Origin of the sequence: Flavobacterium sp. MK4S-17 (assembly GCF_009848495.1) — a bacterium.
Classification (GTDB): Bacteria; Bacteroidota; Bacteroidia; order Flavobacteriales; family Flavobacteriaceae; genus Flavobacterium.
Genome location: NZ_WWEP01000013.1, coordinates 168,217 through 189,480 on the forward strand (window position 1 = coordinate 168,217; position 21,264 = coordinate 189,480).

Below are 21,264 nucleotides of genomic sequence, written 5' to 3' on the forward strand. Positions count from 1 at the left end.
TCGTAACGCAGAATAAACAATTTACAATCTATTAAGTATGAAAATATTAGTTTGCATCAGCCACGTGCCTGATACTACTTCCAAAATTAACTTTACCAATGGCGATAGTGAGTTTGACACCAATGGTATTCAGTTTGTAATAAATCCTAATGATGAATTTGGCCTAACAAGGGCAATATGGTTTAAGGAACAGCAGGGAGCCAATGTAACTGTTGTTAATGTGGGTGGGGCCGATGCCGAAGCCACATTGAGAAAAGCTCTTGCCATAGGTGCAGATGAGGCAATTCGTGTAAACGCAAACCCTACCGACGGCTTTTTTGTAGCAAAACAGCTTGCCGAAGTAGTTAAAAATGGAGGATATGACCTTGTTATAGCAGGAAAAGAATCTTTAGACTATAATGGCGGTATGGTGCCCGGCATGCTTGCGGCTCTTTTAAATTATGATTTTGTAAACTCATGCATTAAGCTTGATGTTAATGGCAGTGAAGCAAAAGCTGTAAGGGAAATTGACGGAGGCAAAGAAACCCTAAGCACAAACCTGCCTTTGGTTATAGGAGGGCAAAAAGGGCTTGTTGAGGAGAAAGACCTTAGGATACCTAACATGAGAGGTATTATGATGGCAAGGCAAAAGCAGCTTACCGTACTTGAGCCTGTAGATGCATCAGTAAATACTAAAGCAGTTAAATTTGAAAAACCTGCGCCTAAATCAGCAGTGAAACTGATAAGCCCGGATAACCTTGATGAACTTGTAAACCTACTTCATAACGAAGCAAAGGTTATTTAATTCATTTATTGACTAAATCCGGTTTAACCTATTTTCAAACTTCAGAATTAAAAATTTTCAAATTAAAAAGATATGTCAATCTTAATATACGCTGAATCAGCAGAAGGAAAATTTAAGAAAACAGCTTTTGAGCTTGCTTCTTACGCTAAAAAAATAGCCGCAGAAACCGGTACAACCGTTACTGCATTAACCATTAATGCCGCAGATGCATCAGCACTTTCAAAATATGGTGTTGACAAGGCTCTTAATGTTAAATCCGACAAATTAAATTCATTCAATGCAAAGGCTTATGCCGATGTAATAAAACAGGCTGCTGAAAAGGAAAATTCAAAAATTGTCCTTTTCTCTGCAACTACAGACAGCCTGTATGCCGCACCGCTTGTTGCCGTGGCACTTAATGCAGGCTATGCCTCTAATGTGGTTGCACTGCCGGAAAGCACTTCGCCATTCCGTGTAAAAAGAAATGCTTTTTCAAACAAGGCGTTTAATATTACTGAGATAAACACCGATATAAAAGTACTTGCTATAGGCAAGAACTCTTTTGGGCTTGTAGAGTCACAGTCAAACCTACAGCAGGAAGACTTCAACCCGTCTTTAAATGATGGTGATTTTACTGTAAAAGTAGAATCGGCTGAAAAAGTAACAGGAAAAGTAACCATCGCCGATGCCGAAATAGTAGTATCCGGCGGGCGCGGGTTAAAAGGCCCGGAAAACTGGGGAATGCTTGAAGACCTTGCTTCGGTGCTTGGTGCAGCTACAGCCTGCTCAAAACCTGTATCAGACCTGGGCTGGAGGCCGCACTCTGAACACGTAGGGCAAACCGGTAAACCGGTAGCAGCGAACCTTTATATAGCCATAGGCATATCAGGAGCTATACAGCATATTGCAGGTATAAACTCATCAAAAGTAAAAGTGGTTATCAACTCTGATGCCGATGCGCCTTTCTTTAAGGTAGCCGACTACGGTGTTGTGGGCGATGCGTTTGAAATTGTTCCTAAACTGACTGAAAAAATAAAAGAGTTTAAAGCTCAAAACTCATAATTTTATTATAAATTGTGCCCATATAAAGGGCTATCCGGCAAAGGATAGTATATCTTTGCCGGATAGCCCTTTTTTTGTATTCAGAGGAAAGATATATGAGCTTAGTAAAACTTAACATTAAAGGAATTTCGTACAGCCAGACGCAAAACGGGGCATACGCACTTATCCTTAATGAAGTGGACGGTGAACGTAAATTACCCATTGTAATAGGAGCTTTCGAGGCACAATCAATAGCAATAGCACTGGAAAAGGAAATAAAGCCGCCAAGGCCGCTAACCCATGACCTGTTTAAAAATTTTGCAGATAGGTTTGACATTGTTGTAAAGCAGGTTATCATCCACAAATTGGTAGATGGTGTTTTCTTTTCGAGCATAATTTGCGAACGCGACAGGATTGAGGAAATTATAGACGCACGCACTTCAGATGCCATTGCGCTTGCTCTGCGCTTTAGCGCCCCTATATTCACTTATAAAAACATACTTGACAAAGCAGGTATTTACCTTAAAATAAATCCCGACCCCGAAAAAGAACAGGATGAAAATGATGATGTACTGTCACAGCCGGAAACTTTTGGCGCAGAACCTGTAGCCACAGAAGGCTACTCGCAGTACAGCCTGCAGGAACTGCATGATATGCTGGAGGGTGCCGTACAAAATGAAGATTATGAAAAGGCAGCAAAAATCAGGGATGAAATATCAAAAAGGGAAAGTTAGCCCATAACAATACTTATACAAACTGCTTTTTATTAAAGCAGTTTTTTTTGTGGAAAAATTGGTGATAAACAAATTGCCACACTTAATTTTATTTACAGTTATTTTATATTTTGCAATTGCCAATTTACATTGCGCATAATTACGGTAAACCTTAATTTTTAACCATATAACCTTTAAACAATGAAGCAGTATCATGATTTGGTAAAGCACGTTATGGAAAACGGCCACCAAAAGGGCGACAGGACAGGAACAGGCACAAAAAGTATTTTCGGCTACCAGATGCGTTTTGACCTTAGCGAAGGCTTCCCGTTGATTACTACAAAAAAACTGCACCTTAAGTCAATTATTTATGAGTTGCTTTGGTTTTTAAAAGGTGATACCAATATAAAATACCTCAACGAGAACGGTGTGCGCATATGGGATGAATGGGCCGATGAAAATGGTAACCTGGGGCCAGTATACGGCCACCAGTGGCGCAACTGGAACAGCAGGGAAATAGACCAGATTACCGAGTTGATTGAAACCCTTAAAACCAACCCTAACAGCCGCAGGATGCTGGTATCGGCATGGAACCCCGGTGTGTTGCCTGACACTTCAAAATCTTTTGCGGAAAATGTGGCTGATGGAAAAGTAGCCTTACCCCCATGCCATGCTTTTTTCCAGTTTTATGTTGCTGGTGGAAAACTGTCCTGCCAGCTATACCAAAGGAGTGCCGATATATTTTTAGGAGTGCCGTTTAACATTGCTTCCTATGCCCTGCTTACCATGATGATTGCCCAGGTGTGCGGCTTTGAACCGGGAGATTTCATACATACTTTTGGCGATGCACACATATACAATAACCATGTGGAGCAACTGGAACTGCAATTAACCCGGGAGCCGAGGCCATTGCCTAAAATGGTTCTTAATCCTGATGTTAAGGATATATTCGATTTTAAATTTGAAGATTTTACACTTGAAAATTATGACCCGCACCCACATATAAAAGGAGTGGTTGCTGTATAATTTTTTATTATCTTTAGTTGTTAAACTAACCGGATATGGAAAGAAACCAACAGGAATTGTATGAATATGCCCGAAAAAGGGTAAAGCAAAAAAAGCGCGTTTACTTTCATTTTATACTGTTTTTTGTGGGCAGTATTTTCCTTTACATTATAAACAAGCTGCTAAAGGTTGACCCTGAGCAGGACTGGTACCTGTGGGCTATAACAGGCTGGGGCTTTTTATTTGTACTGCATTTTATAAAAGTATTTGTTACCGAAAGCTTTATTAATAAAAAGTGGGAACAGGAACAGATAGAAAAACTGGTAGCGCGGCAGGAGCGAAAAATAGCCCAGCTTGAAAAAAAAATTGAAACTACTGAAAACGGACAATGACAATAACCCTGATAGCTGCCGCAGCAGAAAACAATGCATTAGGCAAAGACAACCGCATGCTTTGGCACCTGCCGGACGATTTTAAGCATTTTAAAAAACTTACTACAGGACACCATATTATTATGGGGCGCAAAACGCTGCAAAGCATGAACGGTTCGCTGCCTAACCGCACCCATATTGTTGTTACCCGCCAAAAAGATTTTACTTATCAGGGCTGTATGATAGTACACAGCCTTGACGAAGCACTAACAGCCTGCCCACAGGACGAGGAAATATTTATAATAGGTGGCGGTGAAATATACAAACAGGCTATTGGCCGGGCAGATAAAATAGAACTTACAAGGGTACATACCAATATAGATGCTGCCGATGCATATTTTCCTGAATTTGATACAGAAAAATGGCATAAAGTTTCAGAGGAATATCATCCAAAGGACGAAAAGCATACGATTGATTTTACATTTGAAACGTGGATAAAAGAAGATAACCCTTAAATACTTTAAAACTTCCTTTATCTTTGTGCTCAAATATTTATAATGCAAAAAAACGTAACTCCATATAAAGATTCCTCACTGGGTAAAAAAGAGCAGGTAGCCCAAATGTTTGATACCATAAGCGGTAATTATGACGGGCTTAACCGTGTAATTTCCTTTGGTATTGATGTTAAGTGGCGTAAAAAAGTGCTTAAAATGGTAGCTGCCAAAAATCCGCAGACTATATTGGATATTGCAACCGGAACCGGCGACCTTGCTATTTTAATGGCACAAACGCAGGCAAAGGAAATTATAGGGGCTGATATTTCAGCAGGAATGCTGGATGTGGGCCGAAAAAAAATTACGGAACAAAAACTGGACAGCAGGATAAAAATGGTATTGGGAGATAGTGAGAACCTACCCTTTGAAGATAATTACTTTGATGCCATTACCGTTGCTTTTGGCGTACGTAATTTTGAAAACCTTGAAAAAGGCCTGGCAGAAATACTGCGCGTTTTAAAACCGGGCGGTATATTTGTTATTTTAGAAACTTCGGTACCTGTAAAATTTCCATTTAAGCAGGGCTATAAAATTTATACCAAATACCTCTTGCCGCTTATAGGAAGGCTGTTTTCTAAAGACAGGTCGGCTTATGCTTATCTTAGCGAATCAGCATCTGTTTTTCCGTATGGCGAGGCGTTAAACAATATTTTAAGGAAAATCGGGTTTATAGAGGTGAAGCACCTGCCGCAAACTTTTGGCGTGGCTACTATTTATGCTACTTCAAAAAAATAATATGAAAAAACTTTTTTTATATATAGCGTTCCTAACGGGCTTTTTAAGCCATGCGCAGTTCGGTACACAGATTTTTAGCAAAGACCCTATTATTAACCTGGAAAACTTTGACAAGCAAAGAATACACTGGGGCTATTTTTTAGGCTTTAACAGCTATGGCTTTAAATTTGACTATAAAAACAACCCCGGAAAAGACATACAGTTTAAAGGAACAACAGGCTTTAACGTTGGGCTTGTGGGCAACCTGCGCCTGTTTGAATATCTTGACCTGCGCTTTGAACCCGGCCTGTACTACACTCAGCGTAACCTTACTTTTCCAACGGTTGAGGATGAGTTTGAAAGGTTAAGGGAAGTAAAATCAACGTACATTCATTTTCCGCTGCTGTTAAAATTTTCGGCACTGCGCACCGGAAATGTCCGCCCGTATCTTGTGGGTGGCTTTTCAAGGTCGCTTAACCTGGGCAGTAATGAACAGTCCAAAGAAGATAATATGACCGGCACGTTCAGGATGAAACGCTGGACAAACAATTATGAAATCGGCTTTGGTATCGACTTATATTTCGAATACTTTAAATTTTCACCATCCATACGTGGGGTTTTCGGGTTAGACGATGAGTTAATCAGGGACAAAAGCCCTGACAGCCCTTATACCGGAAATGTGGGCGCTATGAAAACAAGGGCCATTTTAATAAACTTTACGTTCCATTAAAAATTTCTCCTGAACTCACTCAGGATTATCGCTGCCGCCGTTGAAACATTAAGGCTTTCGGTTTGCTGTAAGTCACCAAAACGCGGGATAGCAATTTTGTGGCTAACCAGGGCTTCTGTTTCCGCCGAAATACCATTAGCCTCATTACCCAGTATTATTACACCATTTTCAGGCAGCGTAGTTTTATAAATATTTTCGCCATCCATAAATGTACCATAAACAGGTAAATGGGTTGCCTGCAAATATTGCTTTAAATCAGTATAAACCACATTAACGCGGGCTATGCTTCCCATCGTGGCCTGTACTACTTTAGGGTTGTAAACATCTACACATTGCAGGGAGCATACCAACTGTTTAATGCCAAACCAGTCGCAAAGCCTTATTATTGTGCCTAAATTACCCGGATCGCGCAGGTCATCAAGGGCAACAACAAGCCCGTTATCCTGTAGTGGCAACTCCTGGGGTATTTTAAAAATGGCAAGGCAGGTATTGGGTGTGGCCAGCGCACTTATTTTATTAAGTTCCGCCTCTGTTATTAAGGTTACCTTATCCTGCGGAATGCTGCCAAATATGTTATCTACAGTATATAAATGATGTAATTCAAAATTGGAATCCAGCAGTTCGCGCACTACCTTTATACCTTCGGCAAAAAATAAATTATGCTCTTTCCTGTATTTTTTTTGCTGAAGCCCCGTTATTAATTTAATTTGGTTTTTACTAACCATAAAAAATGTATTTTTGAATTACTATTTGGCAGTACCGTCTTGAAAAATAAAATAACAAAAATAGCACTAATTCTTTTATCGGGATGGCTTTTATATTCTTGCTCGCTTGTTAAGAGGGTTCCTGAAGGCAAACGCCTGCTGGAGGATAATACAATAACAGTTAACAACGAAAAGAAAAATGACGATGAGTTAAAACAACAGCTATACCAGCAGCCTAACTCTGATATACTCGGCTATCATTTAAGGCTGCACCTGTACAACCTTGCCAAGCCGGATGCTGACTCATCCTACAAGGCATGGCTGGAAAAAAAACCGGGCAGGCATGAAAGGCTGCGCAAGCTGCTTTCGGAAAAGCAGGTACAGCGTTTGGGTAACTCTTTCATTGTTTCAGGGTTAAGTAATTTCTTTAAAAGGACAGGAGAGCCACCGGTAATAGTTGATTCCACAAAAGCTAAAAAGTCTGCCTCCAGGCTGCATGCCTATTATTACAGCCGGGGTTATTTCAGGTCGAAAGTTAATTACACTGTTGATACGCTGGCTGATAAAAGGGCTGTAGTAAACTATAATGTTGCCACAGGGCAGCCTTACTCGGTGGATACTATAAATACCTATATAGAAACGCCCGCACTTGACAGCCTTTACCAAAAAACAAAAGCAAAATCGCATATTAAAAAAGGACGCCAGTTTAATGAACGTGATTTTGTAAATGAAAGGGAAAGGATAACATCCTACTTCAGGAACAGGGGGGCATATACTTTTCAGCAAAACAACATTAGCTATATTGTAGATACGGTAAATAACAACTACAAGGCAAATGTTGACCTGATAATTGATAATGAAACCGTAAGGCAAGGCGACACATCATACGTCCGGCCATTTAAACTGTATAAAATAAGTACAGTAAATATTTACACAAAAAACCCCTCCAGCGATGATACATCCATAGACAGTACTACCTATAAAGGCTTTAATATATACAGTTCAGGAAAATTAAACTACAGGCCCAAGGCCATTACCGACCCTGTATTTATTACACCGGGCAGTATGTTTGCCGATTCCAGCCGGGTACTGACTTCAAGGTATTTAAGCAACCTCAGGGTTTTTAATTACCCTTCCATACAATATGTGGTTGATACTACCGATACATCCGGCTCGTCATTAATTACCAATATTTACCTTAACCCAAGGAAGAAGTTTAAATTTATTGCATCGGCTGACTTTACCCATTCCAATATACAGGATTTTGGTATACAGGGAAGTATGGGTGTATCCATACGTAACCTTTTTCGTGGTGCAGAAATATTAGACTTAACCGCAAGGGGCAATATAGGCTCATCGCGTGACCTTGCCATACAGGACAAATCGTTTTTCAACATTTCAGAATATGGTGCCGATGCCAAGCTGAACTTCCCGAGGATATTTTTCCCCATAAAAACTGAAAGCATCATTAAAAAGGAAATGATACCCTCTACCCTGCTGAGCCTGGGTGTTAGCAGGCAGCGTAATATAGGGCTGGACAAGGAAAGCTTTACGGGGATACTGAGTTATAACTGGACACCAAAAAGAAACCGCTCAGCAAGGTTCGACCTGCTGAACTTACAGTATGTACAAAACCTTAACGCAGGAAATTATTTTAATGTTTACCGTTCATCTTATAACAGGCTTAACGAAATAGCAAAATCATATCCTGATTTGCCACCGGGTTATTTTGACGGCAACAATAACCTGCCTATAAACGGAGGCTATATCAACGCATTTATTATTGATGTGCTGGAAGGCAATACCGGCGTTGCTATTTCCCGCCAGGACATACAGGAAATAAGGCGTATTGAGGAGCGCAGGCGAAGGCTTACCGAAAACAACCTTATATCATCCTCAAGCTTTACCTATACTACTTCCACAAGGCAAAACCTTACCGATAACACATTTTTTATATTTAAGACCAAGCTTGAAAGTGCAGGCGGCATACTAAGCCTTATTGCGCCGCTAATGAGCGAAAATCAAAACCAGCCTGTTGGGGAGCGCTCCTTTTTTGATGTACAGTTTTCGCAGTACCTCAAAGGGGAATTGGATTTAATAAAGCACTTTGACCTGCGCCGTAAAAAAGTATTGGCCATGCGTGCTTTTTTCGGATTGGCAGTACCGTATGGCAACTCCAACTCCATACCCTTTACCCGAAGTTATTTTGCCGGGGGCTCTAACGATAACCGTGCCTGGCAGTCCTACCGCCTGGGCCCGGGGCGAAGCGGTGGAAAGAATGATTTTAATGAGGCCAACCTCAAGCTTGCCTACAGTGCCGAGCTGCGCTTTAATATATTCGGGCAGCTTAATGGCGCCGTTTTTGGCGATGTGGGCAACATATGGAATGTTTTTGACGAAGTTGAGAGCGAAGATTATACATTTAACGGCCTACAGTCCTTAAAAGACCTGGCTTTTGGTTCGGGCTTTGGTTTCAGGTATGACTTTAATTTCTTCGTGGTCCGTTTTGATATTGGCTTTAAAACTTACAACCCCGGCAGGCCCGAAAACAACAGGTGGTTTAAGGAATATAATTTTTCCCACTCGGTTTTAAATGTTGGAATTAATTATCCGTTCTAAATTTAAAAATAGTATTTTTGTAAATTAAATTTTTAAAAACTAAACTAATGGCGCATAATATTAAACCGGGGGTTGCAACCGGAGACCAGGTTCAGGAAATCTTTAATTATGCTAAAGAAAAAGGATTTGCATTGCCTGCCGTAAATGTAACAGGCTCCAGCACTATTAACGGAGTACTTGAAACTGCCGCAAAACTAAAAGCACCTGTAATCATTCAGTTTTCTAATGGTGGTGCTGCTTTTAATGCAGGTAAAGGATTATCCAACGATGGGCAAAAAGCATCTATACTTGGTGCTGTTGCAGGGGCTAAGCATATACACACTCTGGCCGAAGCTTACGGCGCCACAGTTATTTTACATACCGACCATTGCGCAAAAAACCTGCTGCCCTGGATAGACGGATTGCTTGATGCCAGCGAAGAACACTATAAGCAATTCGGAAAGCCACTTTTTAGCTCGCATATGCTTGACCTTTCGGAAGAACCTATCGAAGAAAACCTTGAAATATCTAAGAAATATTTTGAAAGGATGAGCAAAATGGGAATGACACTTGAAATTGAACTGGGCATTACCGGAGGTGAGGAAGACGGGGTGGACAACACTGATGTTGACAACTCAAAATTATATACACAGCCAGAGGAAGTTGCCTATGCTTATGAGGAGCTAAGCAAAGTTTCAGATAAATTTACCATTGCTGCCGCTTTTGGCAACGTTCACGGGGTATATAAACCGGGTAACGTAAAGCTTACCCCTGAAATACTTAAAAACTCTCAGGATTATGTAGAAAAGAAATTCGGTACAGGAAAAAACCCTGTAGATTTTGTTTTCCACGGCGGTTCAGGCTCAACACTTGAGGAAATTAGGGAAGCTATTTCTTATGGTGTTATAAAAATGAATATTGATACCGACCTGCAGTTTGCCTTTACAGAAGGCATACGCGACTATATGGTTAATAAGATTGACTATCTTAAAACACAGATAGGAAGCCCTGAAGGGCTGGATTCGCCAAACAAGAAACATTATGACCCAAGAAAATGGATTCGTGAAGGCGAGGTTACTTTCAACAAAAGGCTTGAGCAGGCATTTGCCGACCTTAATAATGTAAACACTTTGTAAATAATATTTTAAAAGCCGACTGTTAACAATTACAGCCGGCTTATTCTTTATATTAATTATTGTAATTATGGCTTGGTTTAAAAGAACGGAAAAAGGGATACAGACACCAACCGAAAACAAAAAAGACGTACCTAAAGGTTTATGGTACAAATCGCCTACAGGCAAAATTGTGGATGCTGAGGAACTGGCAAAAAACTTTTATGTTAGCCCGGAAGACGGCTACCATGTAAGGATAGGCAGCAAAGAATATTTTGAAATACTTTTTGATGATAATGAGTTTACCGAACTGGATAAAGGCATAACATCTAAAGACCCGCTTAAGTTTGTTGACACCAAAAAATATGGCGACAGGCTTAAGGAAGCTATGGACAAAACCAAGCTGAAGGATGCCGTGCGTACTGCCGTAGGAAAATCCAAAGGGAAAGACCTTGTGATTGCCTGTATGGACTTTGCTTTTATAGGCGGCTCTATGGGGGCGGTAGTAGGCGAAAAAATTGCCCGCGCCATAGATTATTCCATAAAGCACAAAATACCGTTTTTAATGATTTCCAAATCGGGTGGTGCAAGGATGATGGAAGCGGCTTATTCACTTATGCAGCTTGCCAAGACTTCGGCTAAGCTGGCACAGCTTGCCGATGCGGGGATTCCGTATATATCATTATGCACCGACCCTACAACGGGTGGAACAACAGCATCGTATGCGATGCTGGGGGATATAAATATTTCTGAACCCGGTGCGCTTATAGGCTTTGCGGGCCCGCGTGTGGTGAAAGACACTACAGGGAAAGACCTGCCGGAAGGCTTTCAGACAGCAGAGTTTGTACTGGAGCATGGCTTCCTTGATTTTATTACACCTCGCAAAGAACTTAAAGACAAAGTAAACTTATACCTGGATTTAATATTAAACCAGCCTGTAAGGGAATAAATAAAAAGCCACTCTAAGAGTGGCTTTTTATTTAGATACTATCATCTTGTCTCAATTTTAAAATTCCCAAGATGAAATATTTTATCATACTGCAATAGAGAATTTTACAAATATTTAAATTATGATAAAATGCCCTTTTCTATAGAAGTAAGTAAATCTCCAATCGTTAAATTAGGATACTCTTCATGTATAGAATAATAACCTTCTGGCATAAAATATTTATCGACATCAAAATTTGATATATTCACCCCAAACTTGTTACTGAAATTTAGAATAAATTCGGATGCATCCACTCCATATATACCCAAGTCAGATTGTAAAGAATGATGCGTCTCTATTTCAAATCTATATCTACCGCGTTCTTCAAATATAAATTTCCGTATTTCACCTAAATACCTTTCTTTATACATTTTAATTTTTTCATTTTTCATCAGGAGTTAGTACAAAAAGGTAAAACACTTTTTAACTCTTTAGTGATTTTATTTGATTTACATCCCACTCCGTATAGCCTCTACAGGGTCAAGCCTGGCTGCGGATATAGCCGGTAATATACCTGATAAAAGCCCTATAAATGCTGCAAGCGAAGTTCCTATTAGTATATTCCAAAAACTCAATACAAATTCAAAGTCCAGCATACTGGTAAGCAGTTGGGCTATACCCCAAACCATGAGCATACCCACTATACCCCCCATTAAAGAGAGTATAACAGCCTCAAAAAGGAACTGGAACAAAATAAACCTGTTTTTGGCACCAAGCGCTTTTTGTATCCCTATAAGGTTGGTACGTTCCTTTACCGAAACAAACATAATATTGGCAATACCAAACCCGCCTACCAGTAATGAAAAACCGCTGATAATCCACCCCACCATATTCATGGTACCTACTATGCTGTCAATTACATCGGTAAACGCGGCAAGTATATCAATTATAAAATTATCGGTTTCGCCTGCTTTAATACCACGGTAACTGCGCAGTTTTTGCGTTATTTCTGCTTTTACAGCTTCAGGGTCGGCACCTGCTTTGGGTTTTATAATTATTATAGGCGTCATAAAATCATTATGGTCGCCATACATATGCCTTAAAAAGTTTACAGGAATTATAACAGCAGTATCATTACTTTCGCCAAACATACCGGAACCCTGCTTTTCCAGCACCCCTATAACGGTAAAGCGCTGCCCGTAAATACGTATTTTTTTCTCCAGTGGGTCTTCACTGCCAAAAAGCGTTTGTGCAATTTCATAGCCTATCACCACCACTGCATTACCCGAATTAGCTTCTGCCTCATTATAAAACCTTCCCTGCTCTATCTTAAGGCTTTGTATTTCAGAAAACTCGTGCGATACAGGTATTACATTTACATCGCTGGCCGACTTATCTTCATACCGTATGGTTTCCCTGTTGGTAAATATCTGGTAAGCCATATTTTCTATAGATGTGACCGAACCCTTAAGGTATTCATACTCATCATAAGTAACATCAGGAAACTGCTGCCTTTTCCATCTTGGAATATCAGATGGCCCGAAAGAAAACCGTTTAAGGTACATGGTATTTTTATCTACCACGCTAAGGTCTTCCTTAATTTTCCTGTCAAGCGAATCAACTGCCGCAAGCACCGCAATTATAGAAAATATACCTATGGTAACACCCAACAGCGAAAGAAATGTGCGAAGCTTGTTGTTGCGAAGTGCATTAAGCGCAAACGAAAGGCTTTCTTTTAGTAAACGAAGGTATAGCAGCATGATAAAAATATTGTCTTGCGTAAAATTCTGTATTTTTTTTTCAAAAACCTAAACTCCGCTTTAATTATTAAATTTTAAAAAATTTACAATGCTGCTGCTTTGAATGTTAAGCCTGCATTAACTACTTTTGCATCTTTTAAACACAACAACACAATGAACACTACAAAACCTGTACAATCGGCCCTTATTTCTGTATTTGACAAAGAGGGGCTTGAGCCAATTGTAAAAAAACTTCACGAACATTCGGTAACTATATACTCAACCGGGGGAACAGAGGCTTTTATAAAAGATTTAGGAATACCGGTAGTACCGGTGGAAGACATTACCTCCTACCCTTCTATATTGGGCGGCAGGGTAAAAACACTACACCCAAAAATTTTCGGGGGCATACTTAACAGGCAGGATAACGAGCAGGATGTAAAGCAAATGCAGGAATATAACATTCCGCAGATAGACCTTGTAATTGTTGACCTTTATCCTTTTGAAAAAACAGTGGCCTCCGGCGCAAATGAAGCCGATATTATAGAAAAAATTGATATAGGCGGTATATCGCTTATACGTGCTGCAGCCAAAAACTTTAAGGATACCGTAATTGTAGCTTCTGTAAATGACTACAGCCTGTTCCTGGAAACTTTTATAAAAAATAATGGTGCAACCACGCTGGAAGAAAGAAAGTTATTTGCATCAAAGGCATTTCATGTATCATCGCATTACGATACTGCCATTTTCAACTATTTTAATACAGATACGGCATTTTATAAGCAAAGCGTTGCCAATGGGCAGGAGCTGCGCTATGGTGAAAACCCGCACCAAAAAGGATGGTTTTTTGGCGAGCTTGAAAAAATGTTTACCAAACTGCATGGAAAGGAACTTTCATACAACAACCTTTTGGATGTAGATGCTGCTGTTAACCTTATGCAGGAGTTTAAAGATGATGCGCCAACCTTTGCCATATTAAAACACAACAATGCATGTGGCCTTGCCACAAGAAATACGGTAAAAGAAGCTTATCTTGATGCTTTGGCGGGAGATCCTACTTCGGCATTTGGCGGAGTATTAATCAGCAACACAAAAATTGACAGGGAAGCAGCCGAAGAAATAAACAAGCTGTTTTGCGAAGTGGTTATAGCTCCTGCTTATGAAGAGGATGCTATAACTGTTTTACAGGAAAAGAAAAACAGGATAATTTTAGTTCAGAATGATGTGGAACTACCTGCAAAACAGGTACGCACATGCCTTAACGGTTTACTGGTGCAGGATAAAGACAATATTACCGACAATAAAGCACAGCTTGAAAACGTTACCATAAAATCACCTACCGGGCAGGAGATTGAAGATTTGTTGTTTGCGTCCAAAATTTGCAAGCACACAAAGTCCAACACAATCGTTTTTGCTAAAAATAAACAATTATATGCATCGGGCACAGGACAAACCTCGCGCGTGGATGCACTAAGGCAGGCTGTGGAAAAAGCCCGCTCCTTTAACTTTGACCTGAACGGTGCGGTTATGGCTAGCGATGCTTTCTTCCCGTTCCCTGATTGTGTAGAACTTGCCAAACAGGCGGGTATTACAGCCGTAATACAGCCGGGAGGCTCAATAAAAGACGAGTTAAGCATTAATTACTGCAACGAAAATAATGTTGCAATGGTATTTACGGGAACCCGTCATTTTAAACATTAATTTTTATTATTTTTGTAGGCTTAATTTAGTATAATATAAAACCCTTAATATAGTATGGGATTTTTTGACTTCATGACCGAGGACATTGCCATTGACCTTGGAACCGCAAATACCCTCATCATACACAATGATAAAGTAGTTATAGACAGCCCATCTATTGTAGCGCGCGACCGCGTTTCCGGCAAGATAATAGCCGTGGGCAAGGAGGCTAACATGATGCAGGGTAAAACCCATGAAAACATTAAAACCATACGCCCGCTTAAGGATGGTGTTATTGCAGATTTTGACGCATCGGAAAAGATGCTCACTATGTTTATAAAAAGCATCCCTGCCTTAAAAAAGAAACTTTTCCAGCCGGCACTGCGCATGATAATATGCATCCCTTCGGGCATTACCGAGGTTGAGATGCGTGCTGTAAAGGAATCGGCAGAAAGGGTAAACGGCAAGGAAGTGTACCTTATACATGAGCCTATGGCAGCGGCAATAGGTATTGGAGTAGATATTATGCAGCCCAAAGGGAATATGATTGTAGATATTGGTGGTGGTACTACCGAGATTGCAGTTATAGCACTGGGCGGTATTGTATGCGACAAGTCAGTTAAAATTGCCGGTGACGTTTTTACCAACGATATTGTTTATTACATGCGCACCCAGCACAACTTGTTTGTGGGTGAAAGTACTGCTGAGAAAATAAAAATAACCATTGGGGCTGCCTTGGAAGATCTTGAAACCCCACCGGAAGACATGTCGGTACAGGGGCGCGACCTTTTAACCGGCAAGCCGAAACAGGTTGACGTTTCTTACAGGGAAATTGCCAAAGCGCTGGACAAATCTATACAACGTATTGAAGATGCGGTTATGGAAACGCTTTCGCAAACACCGCCGGAACTTGCTGCCGATATTTATAACACAGGTATTTACCTTGCGGGCGGGGGCTCGATGCTAAGGGGGCTGGACAAAAGGATATCGCAAAAAACCGACCTGCCTGTTTATATAGCCGAAGACCCTTTAAGGGCAGTAGTAAGGGGAACAGGAATGGCACTTAAAAATATACCGAAATACAGGAGCATACTCATAAAGTAAAAAATAAAAAATGCAGCAAATATTAAATTTTATATTTAAAAACAGTATTCAGATACTGTTTTTGCTGCTTTTGGGCATATCGTTAACCCTCACCATACAATCGCATTCCTACCACAGGAGCAAGGCCATCTCTTCTGCCAATGCTGTTACGGGCTATGTGTATGAACAAGTGAATAATGTAGAGGAATATTTAAGCCTTAAAGAAAAAAACAACCAGCTTGCCGAAGAAAATGCACGCCTTAAACAACTATTGTATAACACACAGGATACTGCCAATATACCACCTGTAAACCTGCCAAAAGGATTAGATAATTTTGATGTTATACAATCAAAAGTAATATTCAATTCTTATAATGTACATGAAAATTATCTCACTATAAACAGCGGGCGCAAAGACGGTATAAAGCCGGATATGGGTGTTGTTAACAGCCTTGGGGTTGTGGGTATAGTAGAAAATGTATCAAACGGGTATGCTACGGTTATAAGCCTGTTAAACATTAAATCTCAAATTAACGCCAAAATCAAGAAGACTAACCATTTCGGCTCACTGATATGGAATGGCAAAAATACAGGCTTTGTACAGCTTATTGATGTACCCAGGCTCGCATCTGTTAGAAAAGGAGATACTATTGTAACCGGAGGCCGTTCGGTTATATTTCCTGAAAACATTCCTATAGGTGCTATTGAAAAGATATACATTGACAAGAAAACAAATTATTACACACTGGATATAAGGCTTTTTAACGATATGACAAGCCTTGGCCATGTGTACATTATAGAGAATAAAGACCGTGACGAGATAATAAACCTGGAAGAGCAAACAGCAGCCGATGAATAGTACCGTCATAATAAATATACTAAGGTTTATAGGCCTCATTGCCCTACAGGTTGTACTGTTTAACAGGATTAACCTCCTTGGGTTTTTAAACCCTTATCCGTATATACTATTTATATTGCTTTACCCTGTAAACAGCAACAGGGCAGGGCTTTTGCTGTCATCATTCTTTTTAGGGCTGGTACTGGATATGTTCCTTAATTCAGGAGGTTCGCATGCGGTAGCCTGTGTTACCCTGGCTTATTTAAGGCCATCATTTTTCAGGTTTTCATTTGGTATCAGCTATGAATACCAAACTGTAAAAATTAACGACCGCCTTTCACCCGAAAGGTTTTCATTTATACTTATTTCAGTTGTAACACATCATTTAATTTTATACCTTTTGGAGATATTCCGTTTCTCCCTGATTCTGGATATTTTGATAAGGACTGTGGCCACCACTATCTTTACACTGATTCTTTGCATAATAATTATCTATTTAATTAAGCCGGGCAAACAATGAGAAAGATTTTACTGCCAGCACTTATAATTGCTGCAGCTGTGCTGATACTAGCAAGGCTATTTTATTTACAGATACTGGATGATTCCTACATTAAAAAATCGGAAAACAACGCGATAAAAATTAAGTATGAATATCCGGAAAGGGGTTATATATATGACCGTCATGGCAAGCTAATGGTTGCTAACCAGCCCTCTTATGATATAATGGTTACACCAAACGAAATGCCTAAACAGGGCAGCGATACGCTTGAAATATGTTCATTACTTAATATCACCAAAGAAGAGTTTATAAAAAAAATAGAAAAGGCAAGGGTTTACAGCCCAAGGCTTCCTTCGGTATTTTTACCACAGTTAAACAAAAAGGAATTTGCTGCCTTTCAGGAAAAAATAAGGAAGTTTAAAGGGTTTGATATCGTTAAGCGTTCCCTGCGCGATTACCAGGTTAATGCCGGAGCCAATGTTTTTGGTTATATAGCACAGGTAAACGATGCCATAATCAGGAAGAAGCCTTATTATAAAAGCGGCGACCTTATTGGCAAACAGGGCGTTGAGGAAATGTATGAGGAAGTGCTGCGCGGTGTAAAGGGCGTAAAGTATATTCAGCGCGACCGTTTTAATCGTGAAATTGGGCCTTTTAAAGACGGTATATATGATACAATTGCCGTTCAGGGCAAAGATATAACGCTTACCATTGATGCCGAACTGCAAAAATATGGCGAATCGCTCATGTTCGAAAAAAGGGGCGGCATTGTAGCCATTGAGCCAAAAACAGGTGAAATACTTGCCCTGGTAACTGCACCATCCTATGACCCGGCACTGCTTGTAGGGCGCGAGCGCTCTAAAAATTACCTTATGCTGGAGCAGGACACTTTAGGCATACCTCTTTTTGACAGGGGTTTATTAGCCGAATATCCTCCAGGCTCCCCTTTTAAAATACTAACAGGACTTATAGGCCTGCAGGAAGAAGTAATAGACGAAAACACGGCCTTTGTATGCCACCACGGCTTTTTTTACGGGCGCGGTGCATTTATGAAATGCCATGATAATGGCACCAACAGGCTGCATGAGGCTATCTATAAATCATGTAATACCTATTTTGCAAGTACTTATAAGCTGACTATTGACAAATATCCTAAGCCGCAATATGGTGTAAACGCCTGGAGCAGCCACCTTAAAAGTTTCGGGCTGGGCGATTTTTTAGGCTATGACCTCCCACCGGGAAGGAAAGGGCTGGTGCCTACCTCTAAATTCTATGAGCGTTTTTATCCTAACGGAGGCTGGAGGAGTTCAACCATCATTTCCAATTCTATTGGGCAGGGAGAAATAAAAATGACTCCTATACAGCTTGCCAACATGATGGCTGCCGTTGCCAATAAAGGATATTATTATACACCACACATCATTAAAAAGATAGAGGATGGCGAAATTGATAAAAAATTCACCACCAAACATGTTACTACTATCGATAAGCAATATTTTCAGCCGGTTATAGACGGGCTTTATGATGTATATAATTATGGTACTGCACATGGGCTGGGCGTGGAAGGTATAGAAATATGCGGTAAAACGGGAACGGCTGAAAATTTCACAAAAATAAACGGGGTACGCACACAGCTTACCGACCATTCAATATTTGTGGCTTTTGCCCCAAGGCACGACCCTAAAATTGCAATAGCTGTTTTTGTTGAGAACGGGTACTGGGGCTCCCGGTGGGCAGGGCCAATAGCCACATTAATGATTGAAAAGTACTTGAAAGGGAAAATAACACGCAAGGACCTTGAAACCACAATGCTTACTAAAGGTTTAAAGCAGGAGTATGAAAAGGTAACCAGCGGAAAACCGTTTTTAATTAACCAGCCTTTATACAGGTAAGTATGAAGAACCAAAGTGTAACCAATAATATGGACTGGGTAACCATACTGTTATATGCAGTATTGGTTATGCTTGGGTGGATGGTTATTTACTCCGCATCATTACCACTCGAAGAAACCTCGATATTTGATATTGGCCAGATATACGGGAGGCAGATGTTGTTCATTATTTTTGCCATACCGTTAATTATAGTTGTGCTGTCGCTGGATGCAAAAATCTATGAAAAATATTCCTTTATATTTTACGGGCTTTCCATACTACTGCTTGCCGGCTTGTTTGTAGCCGGTAAAACAATAAAGGGCCAAACCAACTGGTATTCTTTCGGTGGTTTCACCTTACAGCCTTCGGAGTTTGCAAAAACAGCGGTTTCGCTGGTACTGGCAAAGTATCTTAGTGATGTACAGATAAACCTTAAAAACACAAACCACCAGCTGATAGCTTTTGGAATAATAGGCCTTCCCGTGCTGCTTATCATGATGCAGCCCGATGCCGGTAGTGCCATGATATTCCTTTCGCTGGTATTTGTTTTATACCGGGAGGGACTGCCCGGATGGTATTTATGGACAGGTGCCATAGCTATAGCGCTATTTCTTTTGGCACTGCTTGTAAAGCCTTATTTCCTTATAATGTGTGCGCTTATGATAATAACCATACATTACTTTTTAACTAAAAGGGTTCACCGGAATCCTATACTTTATACATTGGTTTTTATAGCTATAGCAGGCTTTGTTTTTTCTGTTGACTATGTATATGAAAATGTGCTTGAGCCACACCAGAAAGACCGTATTGATGTATTGTTTGATAAAAATGTAAACCAGCAGGCCGAAGGTTACAACCTTAACCAGTCGCTAATAGCAATAGGTTCCGGTGGATGGTTTGGCAAAGGCTACCTTGAGGGCACACAAACAAAAGGAGGCTTTGTGCCCGAACAGCATACCGATTATATTTTTACCACTGTTGGCGAAGAATGGGGGTTTGCAGGTGCATTGGTTGTTATTGCCCTTTTTATAACCTTATTATTACGGCTAATTTACCTTGCTGAAAGGCAAAAATCCAAGTTTAGCCGTACCTATGGCTACTGTGTGGTCGCCATTTTGTTTACACACTTTTTTGTAAACATAGCGATGCTTATAAAGCTGTTCCCCACCATTGGTGTGCCACTGCCCTTTTTCTCATACGGTGGTTCAAGCCTTTGGGCATTTACCATACTGCTGTTTATTTTTATAAAACTGGATGCCAATAAGGTTAATGAGTGGTAATTATTCCGATTTTACATCAAGGGCATCGCGCAGGGCATTGCCTACAAGCATAAAGGCAAGCACTAATAAAAGCATGGCAATACCGGGTGCCAATGCAAGATAAGGTTTTCCTAATATAATGTAATTATAGTGGTCTTTTATCATGCCGCCCCAACTGGGTACAGGTGGCCGCGCGCCGAGACCCAGGAAGCTAAGACCGCTTTCCACCAAAATTGCCGAAGCAAAATTTGCAGCCGAAATAACTATTACGGGAGCCATACTGTTTGGCAAAATATGATTAAAGATAATACGGCTGTTACGGTAACCCAGTGCCCTTGCAGCAGTAACAAACTGCATTTGCTTAATACTCATTACCTGCCCGCGCACCACACGTGCAACCTCAACCCACATAGTGAGTCCCACAGCTACAAATACCTGCCAAAAACCCTTGCCAAGTGCCAGTGTTATGGCAATAACCAAAAGCAATGTTGGTATACTCCATATAATATTTACAAGCCACATTACAAACGCATCTACCTTACCACCATAAAACCCGGCCAATGCACCAAAAAATATGCCTACAACCAGCGATATAAAAACAGCTACAAACCCAATAGCTATAGAAACTCTTGAGCCTACCAGCAAGCGACTGAACATATCCCTGCCCTGGCTGTCGGTACCTAACAGAAACTTTTGTTTCTTTATATAATCATCCTTTATTTTTTCAGCATCAATCCCAGTACCATAATCTGAAAGGGCAATTGTTTTTGAAATAGCGAGCGATGGCTCATCATTATACTCCAGGTAAGTAAGGCTGTCGCCGGCAATTTTATATTTAAGTATTGGCACTTTGGGTTCGGTGTACTCCCTTCCTGTAAAATAATCAGAAAAAACAGGTTTATAGTCAATTTTGGAAGGTAATGCCAGCATGGTTACTTCAAAACCGGGTGGCTTCGAGTGAATGGATAAATCGCCCCAGTTGGCGTTTTTTGTTTTATCGGGTGCAATCACATAGGCAAATATTGCAACAAACAGCAGAAGAACAATAAACCCCAAACTTAA

The 21,264-nt window shown here is 40.4% G+C and carries 21 protein-coding genes; 17 read left to right on the plus strand and 4 right to left on the minus strand.

The genetic code is table 11. The features are described from left to right. Positions 1 to 37 precede the first annotated feature (37 nt). From GSF09_RS06785 to GSF09_RS06820, 8 genes are all read left to right on the plus strand, one after another. Complete coding sequence (locus tag GSF09_RS06785) at positions 38 to 784, plus strand: electron transfer flavoprotein subunit beta/FixA family protein (RefSeq protein ID WP_159800187.1); 747 nt, start codon at positions 38 to 40, stop codon at positions 782 to 784. A 72-nt stretch (positions 785 to 856) separates the two neighbouring features. After that, the gene (locus GSF09_RS06790; RefSeq protein WP_159800188.1) at positions 857 to 1,825 is read left to right on the plus strand and encodes an electron transfer flavoprotein subunit alpha/FixB family protein; all 969 of its coding nucleotides are present in this window, start codon (positions 857 to 859) and stop codon (positions 1,823 to 1,825) included. Positions 1,826 to 1,920: 95 nt separating this feature from the next. Then, positions 1,921 to 2,538 (plus strand): bifunctional nuclease family protein, encoded by a 618-nt coding sequence (locus GSF09_RS06795; RefSeq protein WP_159800189.1) that lies wholly within the window; start codon positions 1,921 to 1,923, stop codon positions 2,536 to 2,538. A 180-nt stretch (positions 2,539 to 2,718) separates the two neighbouring features. After that, complete coding sequence (locus tag GSF09_RS06800) at positions 2,719 to 3,543, plus strand: thymidylate synthase (protein ID WP_159800190.1); 825 nt, start codon at positions 2,719 to 2,721, stop codon at positions 3,541 to 3,543. Positions 3,544 to 3,578: 35 nt separating this feature from the next. Then, positions 3,579 to 3,914: a 2TM domain-containing protein gene (locus GSF09_RS06805; RefSeq protein ID WP_159800191.1), complete on the plus strand. Its 336-nt coding sequence runs from the start codon at positions 3,579 to 3,581 to the stop codon at positions 3,912 to 3,914. Further along, positions 3,911 to 4,408: a dihydrofolate reductase gene (locus tag GSF09_RS06810; protein WP_159800192.1), complete on the plus strand. Its 498-nt coding sequence runs from the start codon at positions 3,911 to 3,913 to the stop codon at positions 4,406 to 4,408. Before GSF09_RS06805 ends, GSF09_RS06810 begins: the two co-directional genes overlap by 4 nt. Positions 4,409 to 4,450: 42 nt before the next feature. Next, a complete protein-coding gene (ubiE, locus tag GSF09_RS06815; RefSeq protein WP_159800193.1) occupies positions 4,451 to 5,182 on the plus strand; it encodes a bifunctional demethylmenaquinone methyltransferase/2-methoxy-6-polyprenyl-1,4-benzoquinol methylase UbiE in 732 nt (243 codons plus the stop codon). A gap of 1 nt (position 5,183) precedes the next feature. Beyond that, positions 5,184 to 5,891 carry a porin family protein gene (locus GSF09_RS06820; protein ID WP_159800194.1) on the plus strand — a complete coding sequence of 236 codons (708 nt, stop codon included), beginning with the start codon at positions 5,184 to 5,186 and terminating at the stop codon, positions 5,889 to 5,891. On the opposite strand, the gene GSF09_RS06825 is transcribed toward GSF09_RS06820, so the two are convergent. Beyond that, positions 5,888 to 6,616 (minus strand): RNA methyltransferase, encoded by a 729-nt coding sequence (locus tag GSF09_RS06825; protein ID WP_159800195.1) that lies wholly within the window; start codon positions 6,614 to 6,616, stop codon positions 5,888 to 5,890. The two genes, GSF09_RS06820 and GSF09_RS06825, sit on opposite strands and share 4 nt — an antisense overlap. A 39-nt stretch (positions 6,617 to 6,655) precedes the next feature. Between GSF09_RS06825 and GSF09_RS06830 the strand changes: the two genes are divergently transcribed. The 3 genes from GSF09_RS06830 to accD all read left to right on the plus strand — a co-directional run bounded on the left by GSF09_RS06830 (position 6,656) and on the right by accD (position 11,254). Then, a complete protein-coding gene (locus tag GSF09_RS06830; RefSeq protein WP_159800196.1) occupies positions 6,656 to 9,214 on the plus strand; it encodes a BamA/TamA family outer membrane protein in 2,559 nt (852 codons plus the stop codon). Positions 9,215 to 9,261: 47 nt separating this feature from the next. Further along, on the plus strand, positions 9,262 to 10,329 hold the full coding sequence (fbaA, locus tag GSF09_RS06835) for a class II fructose-bisphosphate aldolase (RefSeq protein ID WP_159800197.1): 1,068 nt from the start codon (positions 9,262 to 9,264) through the stop codon (positions 10,327 to 10,329). Positions 10,330 to 10,396: 67 nt separating this feature from the next. Continuing rightward, positions 10,397 to 11,254, plus strand: coding sequence for an acetyl-CoA carboxylase, carboxyltransferase subunit beta (gene accD, locus GSF09_RS06840; protein ID WP_159800198.1), 858 nt, complete (start codon positions 10,397 to 10,399; stop codon positions 11,252 to 11,254). Positions 11,255 to 11,373: 119 nt separating this feature from the next. Here the strand turns inward: accD and GSF09_RS06845 are convergent, their stop codons facing one another. Continuing rightward, on the minus strand, positions 11,374 to 11,685 hold the full coding sequence (locus tag GSF09_RS06845) for a DUF1493 family protein (RefSeq protein WP_159800199.1): 312 nt from the start codon (positions 11,683 to 11,685) through the stop codon (positions 11,374 to 11,376). 57 nt (positions 11,686 to 11,742) lie between these two features. Then, positions 11,743 to 12,993: an ABC transporter permease gene (locus tag GSF09_RS06850; RefSeq protein WP_159800200.1), complete on the minus strand. Its 1,251-nt coding sequence runs from the start codon at positions 12,991 to 12,993 to the stop codon at positions 11,743 to 11,745. 153 nt (positions 12,994 to 13,146) lie between these two features. Between GSF09_RS06850 and purH the strand changes: the two genes are divergently transcribed. Genes purH through rodA form a run of 6 tightly spaced genes read left to right on the plus strand, consistent with a single transcriptional unit; the run spans position 13,147 to position 20,223 of the window. Further along, positions 13,147 to 14,673 carry a bifunctional phosphoribosylaminoimidazolecarboxamide formyltransferase/IMP cyclohydrolase gene (gene purH / locus GSF09_RS06855; protein WP_159800201.1) on the plus strand — a complete coding sequence of 509 codons (1,527 nt, stop codon included), beginning with the start codon at positions 13,147 to 13,149 and terminating at the stop codon, positions 14,671 to 14,673. A gap of 54 nt (positions 14,674 to 14,727) precedes the next feature. Further along, positions 14,728 to 15,756 carry a rod shape-determining protein gene (locus tag GSF09_RS06860; protein WP_159800202.1) on the plus strand — a complete coding sequence of 343 codons (1,029 nt, stop codon included), beginning with the start codon at positions 14,728 to 14,730 and terminating at the stop codon, positions 15,754 to 15,756. Between the two features lie 10 nt (positions 15,757 to 15,766). After that, positions 15,767 to 16,594 (plus strand): rod shape-determining protein MreC, encoded by an 828-nt coding sequence (gene mreC, locus GSF09_RS06865; protein ID WP_159800203.1) that lies wholly within the window; start codon positions 15,767 to 15,769, stop codon positions 16,592 to 16,594. Further along, on the plus strand, positions 16,587 to 17,093 hold the full coding sequence (locus GSF09_RS06870; protein ID WP_159800204.1) for a rod shape-determining protein MreD: 507 nt from the start codon (positions 16,587 to 16,589) through the stop codon (positions 17,091 to 17,093). Before mreC ends, GSF09_RS06870 begins: the two co-directional genes overlap by 8 nt. After that, entirely contained in the window at positions 17,090 to 18,964 is a 1,875-nt protein-coding gene (gene mrdA / locus GSF09_RS06875) for a penicillin-binding protein 2 (RefSeq protein ID WP_159800205.1), read from the plus strand. Before GSF09_RS06870 ends, mrdA begins: the two co-directional genes overlap by 4 nt. Before the next feature lie 2 nt (positions 18,965 to 18,966). After that, entirely contained in the window at positions 18,967 to 20,223 is a 1,257-nt protein-coding gene (gene rodA / locus GSF09_RS06880) for a rod shape-determining protein RodA (RefSeq protein WP_159800206.1), read from the plus strand. Here rodA and GSF09_RS06885 read toward each other — a convergent pair whose 3' ends face one another. Continuing rightward, positions 20,224 to 21,258 (minus strand): ABC transporter permease, encoded by a 1,035-nt coding sequence (locus GSF09_RS06885; protein ID WP_159800213.1) that lies wholly within the window; start codon positions 21,256 to 21,258, stop codon positions 20,224 to 20,226. Positions 21,259 to 21,264: the final 6 nt, after the last annotated feature.

Excerpts from the sequence above, each read along its gene's own strand:
- GSF09_RS06805 (WP_159800191.1), top strand. The coding sequence starts at position 3,579 with ATGGAAAGAAACCAACAGGAATTGTATGAATATGCCCGAAAAAGGGTA.
- GSF09_RS06825 (WP_159800195.1), bottom strand. The coding sequence starts at position 6,616 with ATGGTTAGTAAAAACCAAATTAAATTAATAACGGGGCTTCAGCAAAAA.
- fbaA (WP_159800197.1), top strand. The coding sequence starts at position 9,262 with ATGGCGCATAATATTAAACCGGGGGTTGCAACCGGAGACCAGGTTCAG.
- ubiE (WP_159800193.1), top strand. The coding sequence starts at position 4,451 with ATGCAAAAAAACGTAACTCCATATAAAGATTCCTCACTGGGTAAAAAA.
- GSF09_RS06790 (WP_159800188.1), top strand. The coding sequence starts at position 857 with ATGTCAATCTTAATATACGCTGAATCAGCAGAAGGAAAATTTAAGAAA.
- GSF09_RS06810 (WP_159800192.1), top strand. The coding sequence starts at position 3,911 with ATGACAATAACCCTGATAGCTGCCGCAGCAGAAAACAATGCATTAGGC.
- rodA (WP_159800206.1), top strand. The coding sequence starts at position 18,967 with ATGAAGAACCAAAGTGTAACCAATAATATGGACTGGGTAACCATACTG.
- mrdA (WP_159800205.1), top strand. The coding sequence starts at position 17,090 with ATGAGAAAGATTTTACTGCCAGCACTTATAATTGCTGCAGCTGTGCTG.
- mreC (WP_159800203.1), top strand. The coding sequence starts at position 15,767 with ATGCAGCAAATATTAAATTTTATATTTAAAAACAGTATTCAGATACTG.
- GSF09_RS06870 (WP_159800204.1), top strand. The coding sequence starts at position 16,587 with ATGAATAGTACCGTCATAATAAATATACTAAGGTTTATAGGCCTCATT.
- GSF09_RS06800 (WP_159800190.1), top strand. The coding sequence starts at position 2,719 with ATGAAGCAGTATCATGATTTGGTAAAGCACGTTATGGAAAACGGCCAC.
- GSF09_RS06795 (WP_159800189.1), top strand. The coding sequence starts at position 1,921 with ATGAGCTTAGTAAAACTTAACATTAAAGGAATTTCGTACAGCCAGACG.
- GSF09_RS06785 (WP_159800187.1), top strand. The coding sequence starts at position 38 with ATGAAAATATTAGTTTGCATCAGCCACGTGCCTGATACTACTTCCAAA.
- accD (WP_159800198.1), top strand. The coding sequence starts at position 10,397 with ATGGCTTGGTTTAAAAGAACGGAAAAAGGGATACAGACACCAACCGAA.
- GSF09_RS06845 (WP_159800199.1), bottom strand. The coding sequence starts at position 11,685 with ATGAAAAATGAAAAAATTAAAATGTATAAAGAAAGGTATTTAGGTGAA.
- purH (WP_159800201.1), top strand. The coding sequence starts at position 13,147 with ATGAACACTACAAAACCTGTACAATCGGCCCTTATTTCTGTATTTGAC.
- GSF09_RS06860 (WP_159800202.1), top strand. The coding sequence starts at position 14,728 with ATGGGATTTTTTGACTTCATGACCGAGGACATTGCCATTGACCTTGGA.
- GSF09_RS06850 (WP_159800200.1), bottom strand. The coding sequence starts at position 12,993 with ATGCTGCTATACCTTCGTTTACTAAAAGAAAGCCTTTCGTTTGCGCTT.
- GSF09_RS06820 (WP_159800194.1), top strand. The coding sequence starts at position 5,184 with ATGAAAAAACTTTTTTTATATATAGCGTTCCTAACGGGCTTTTTAAGC.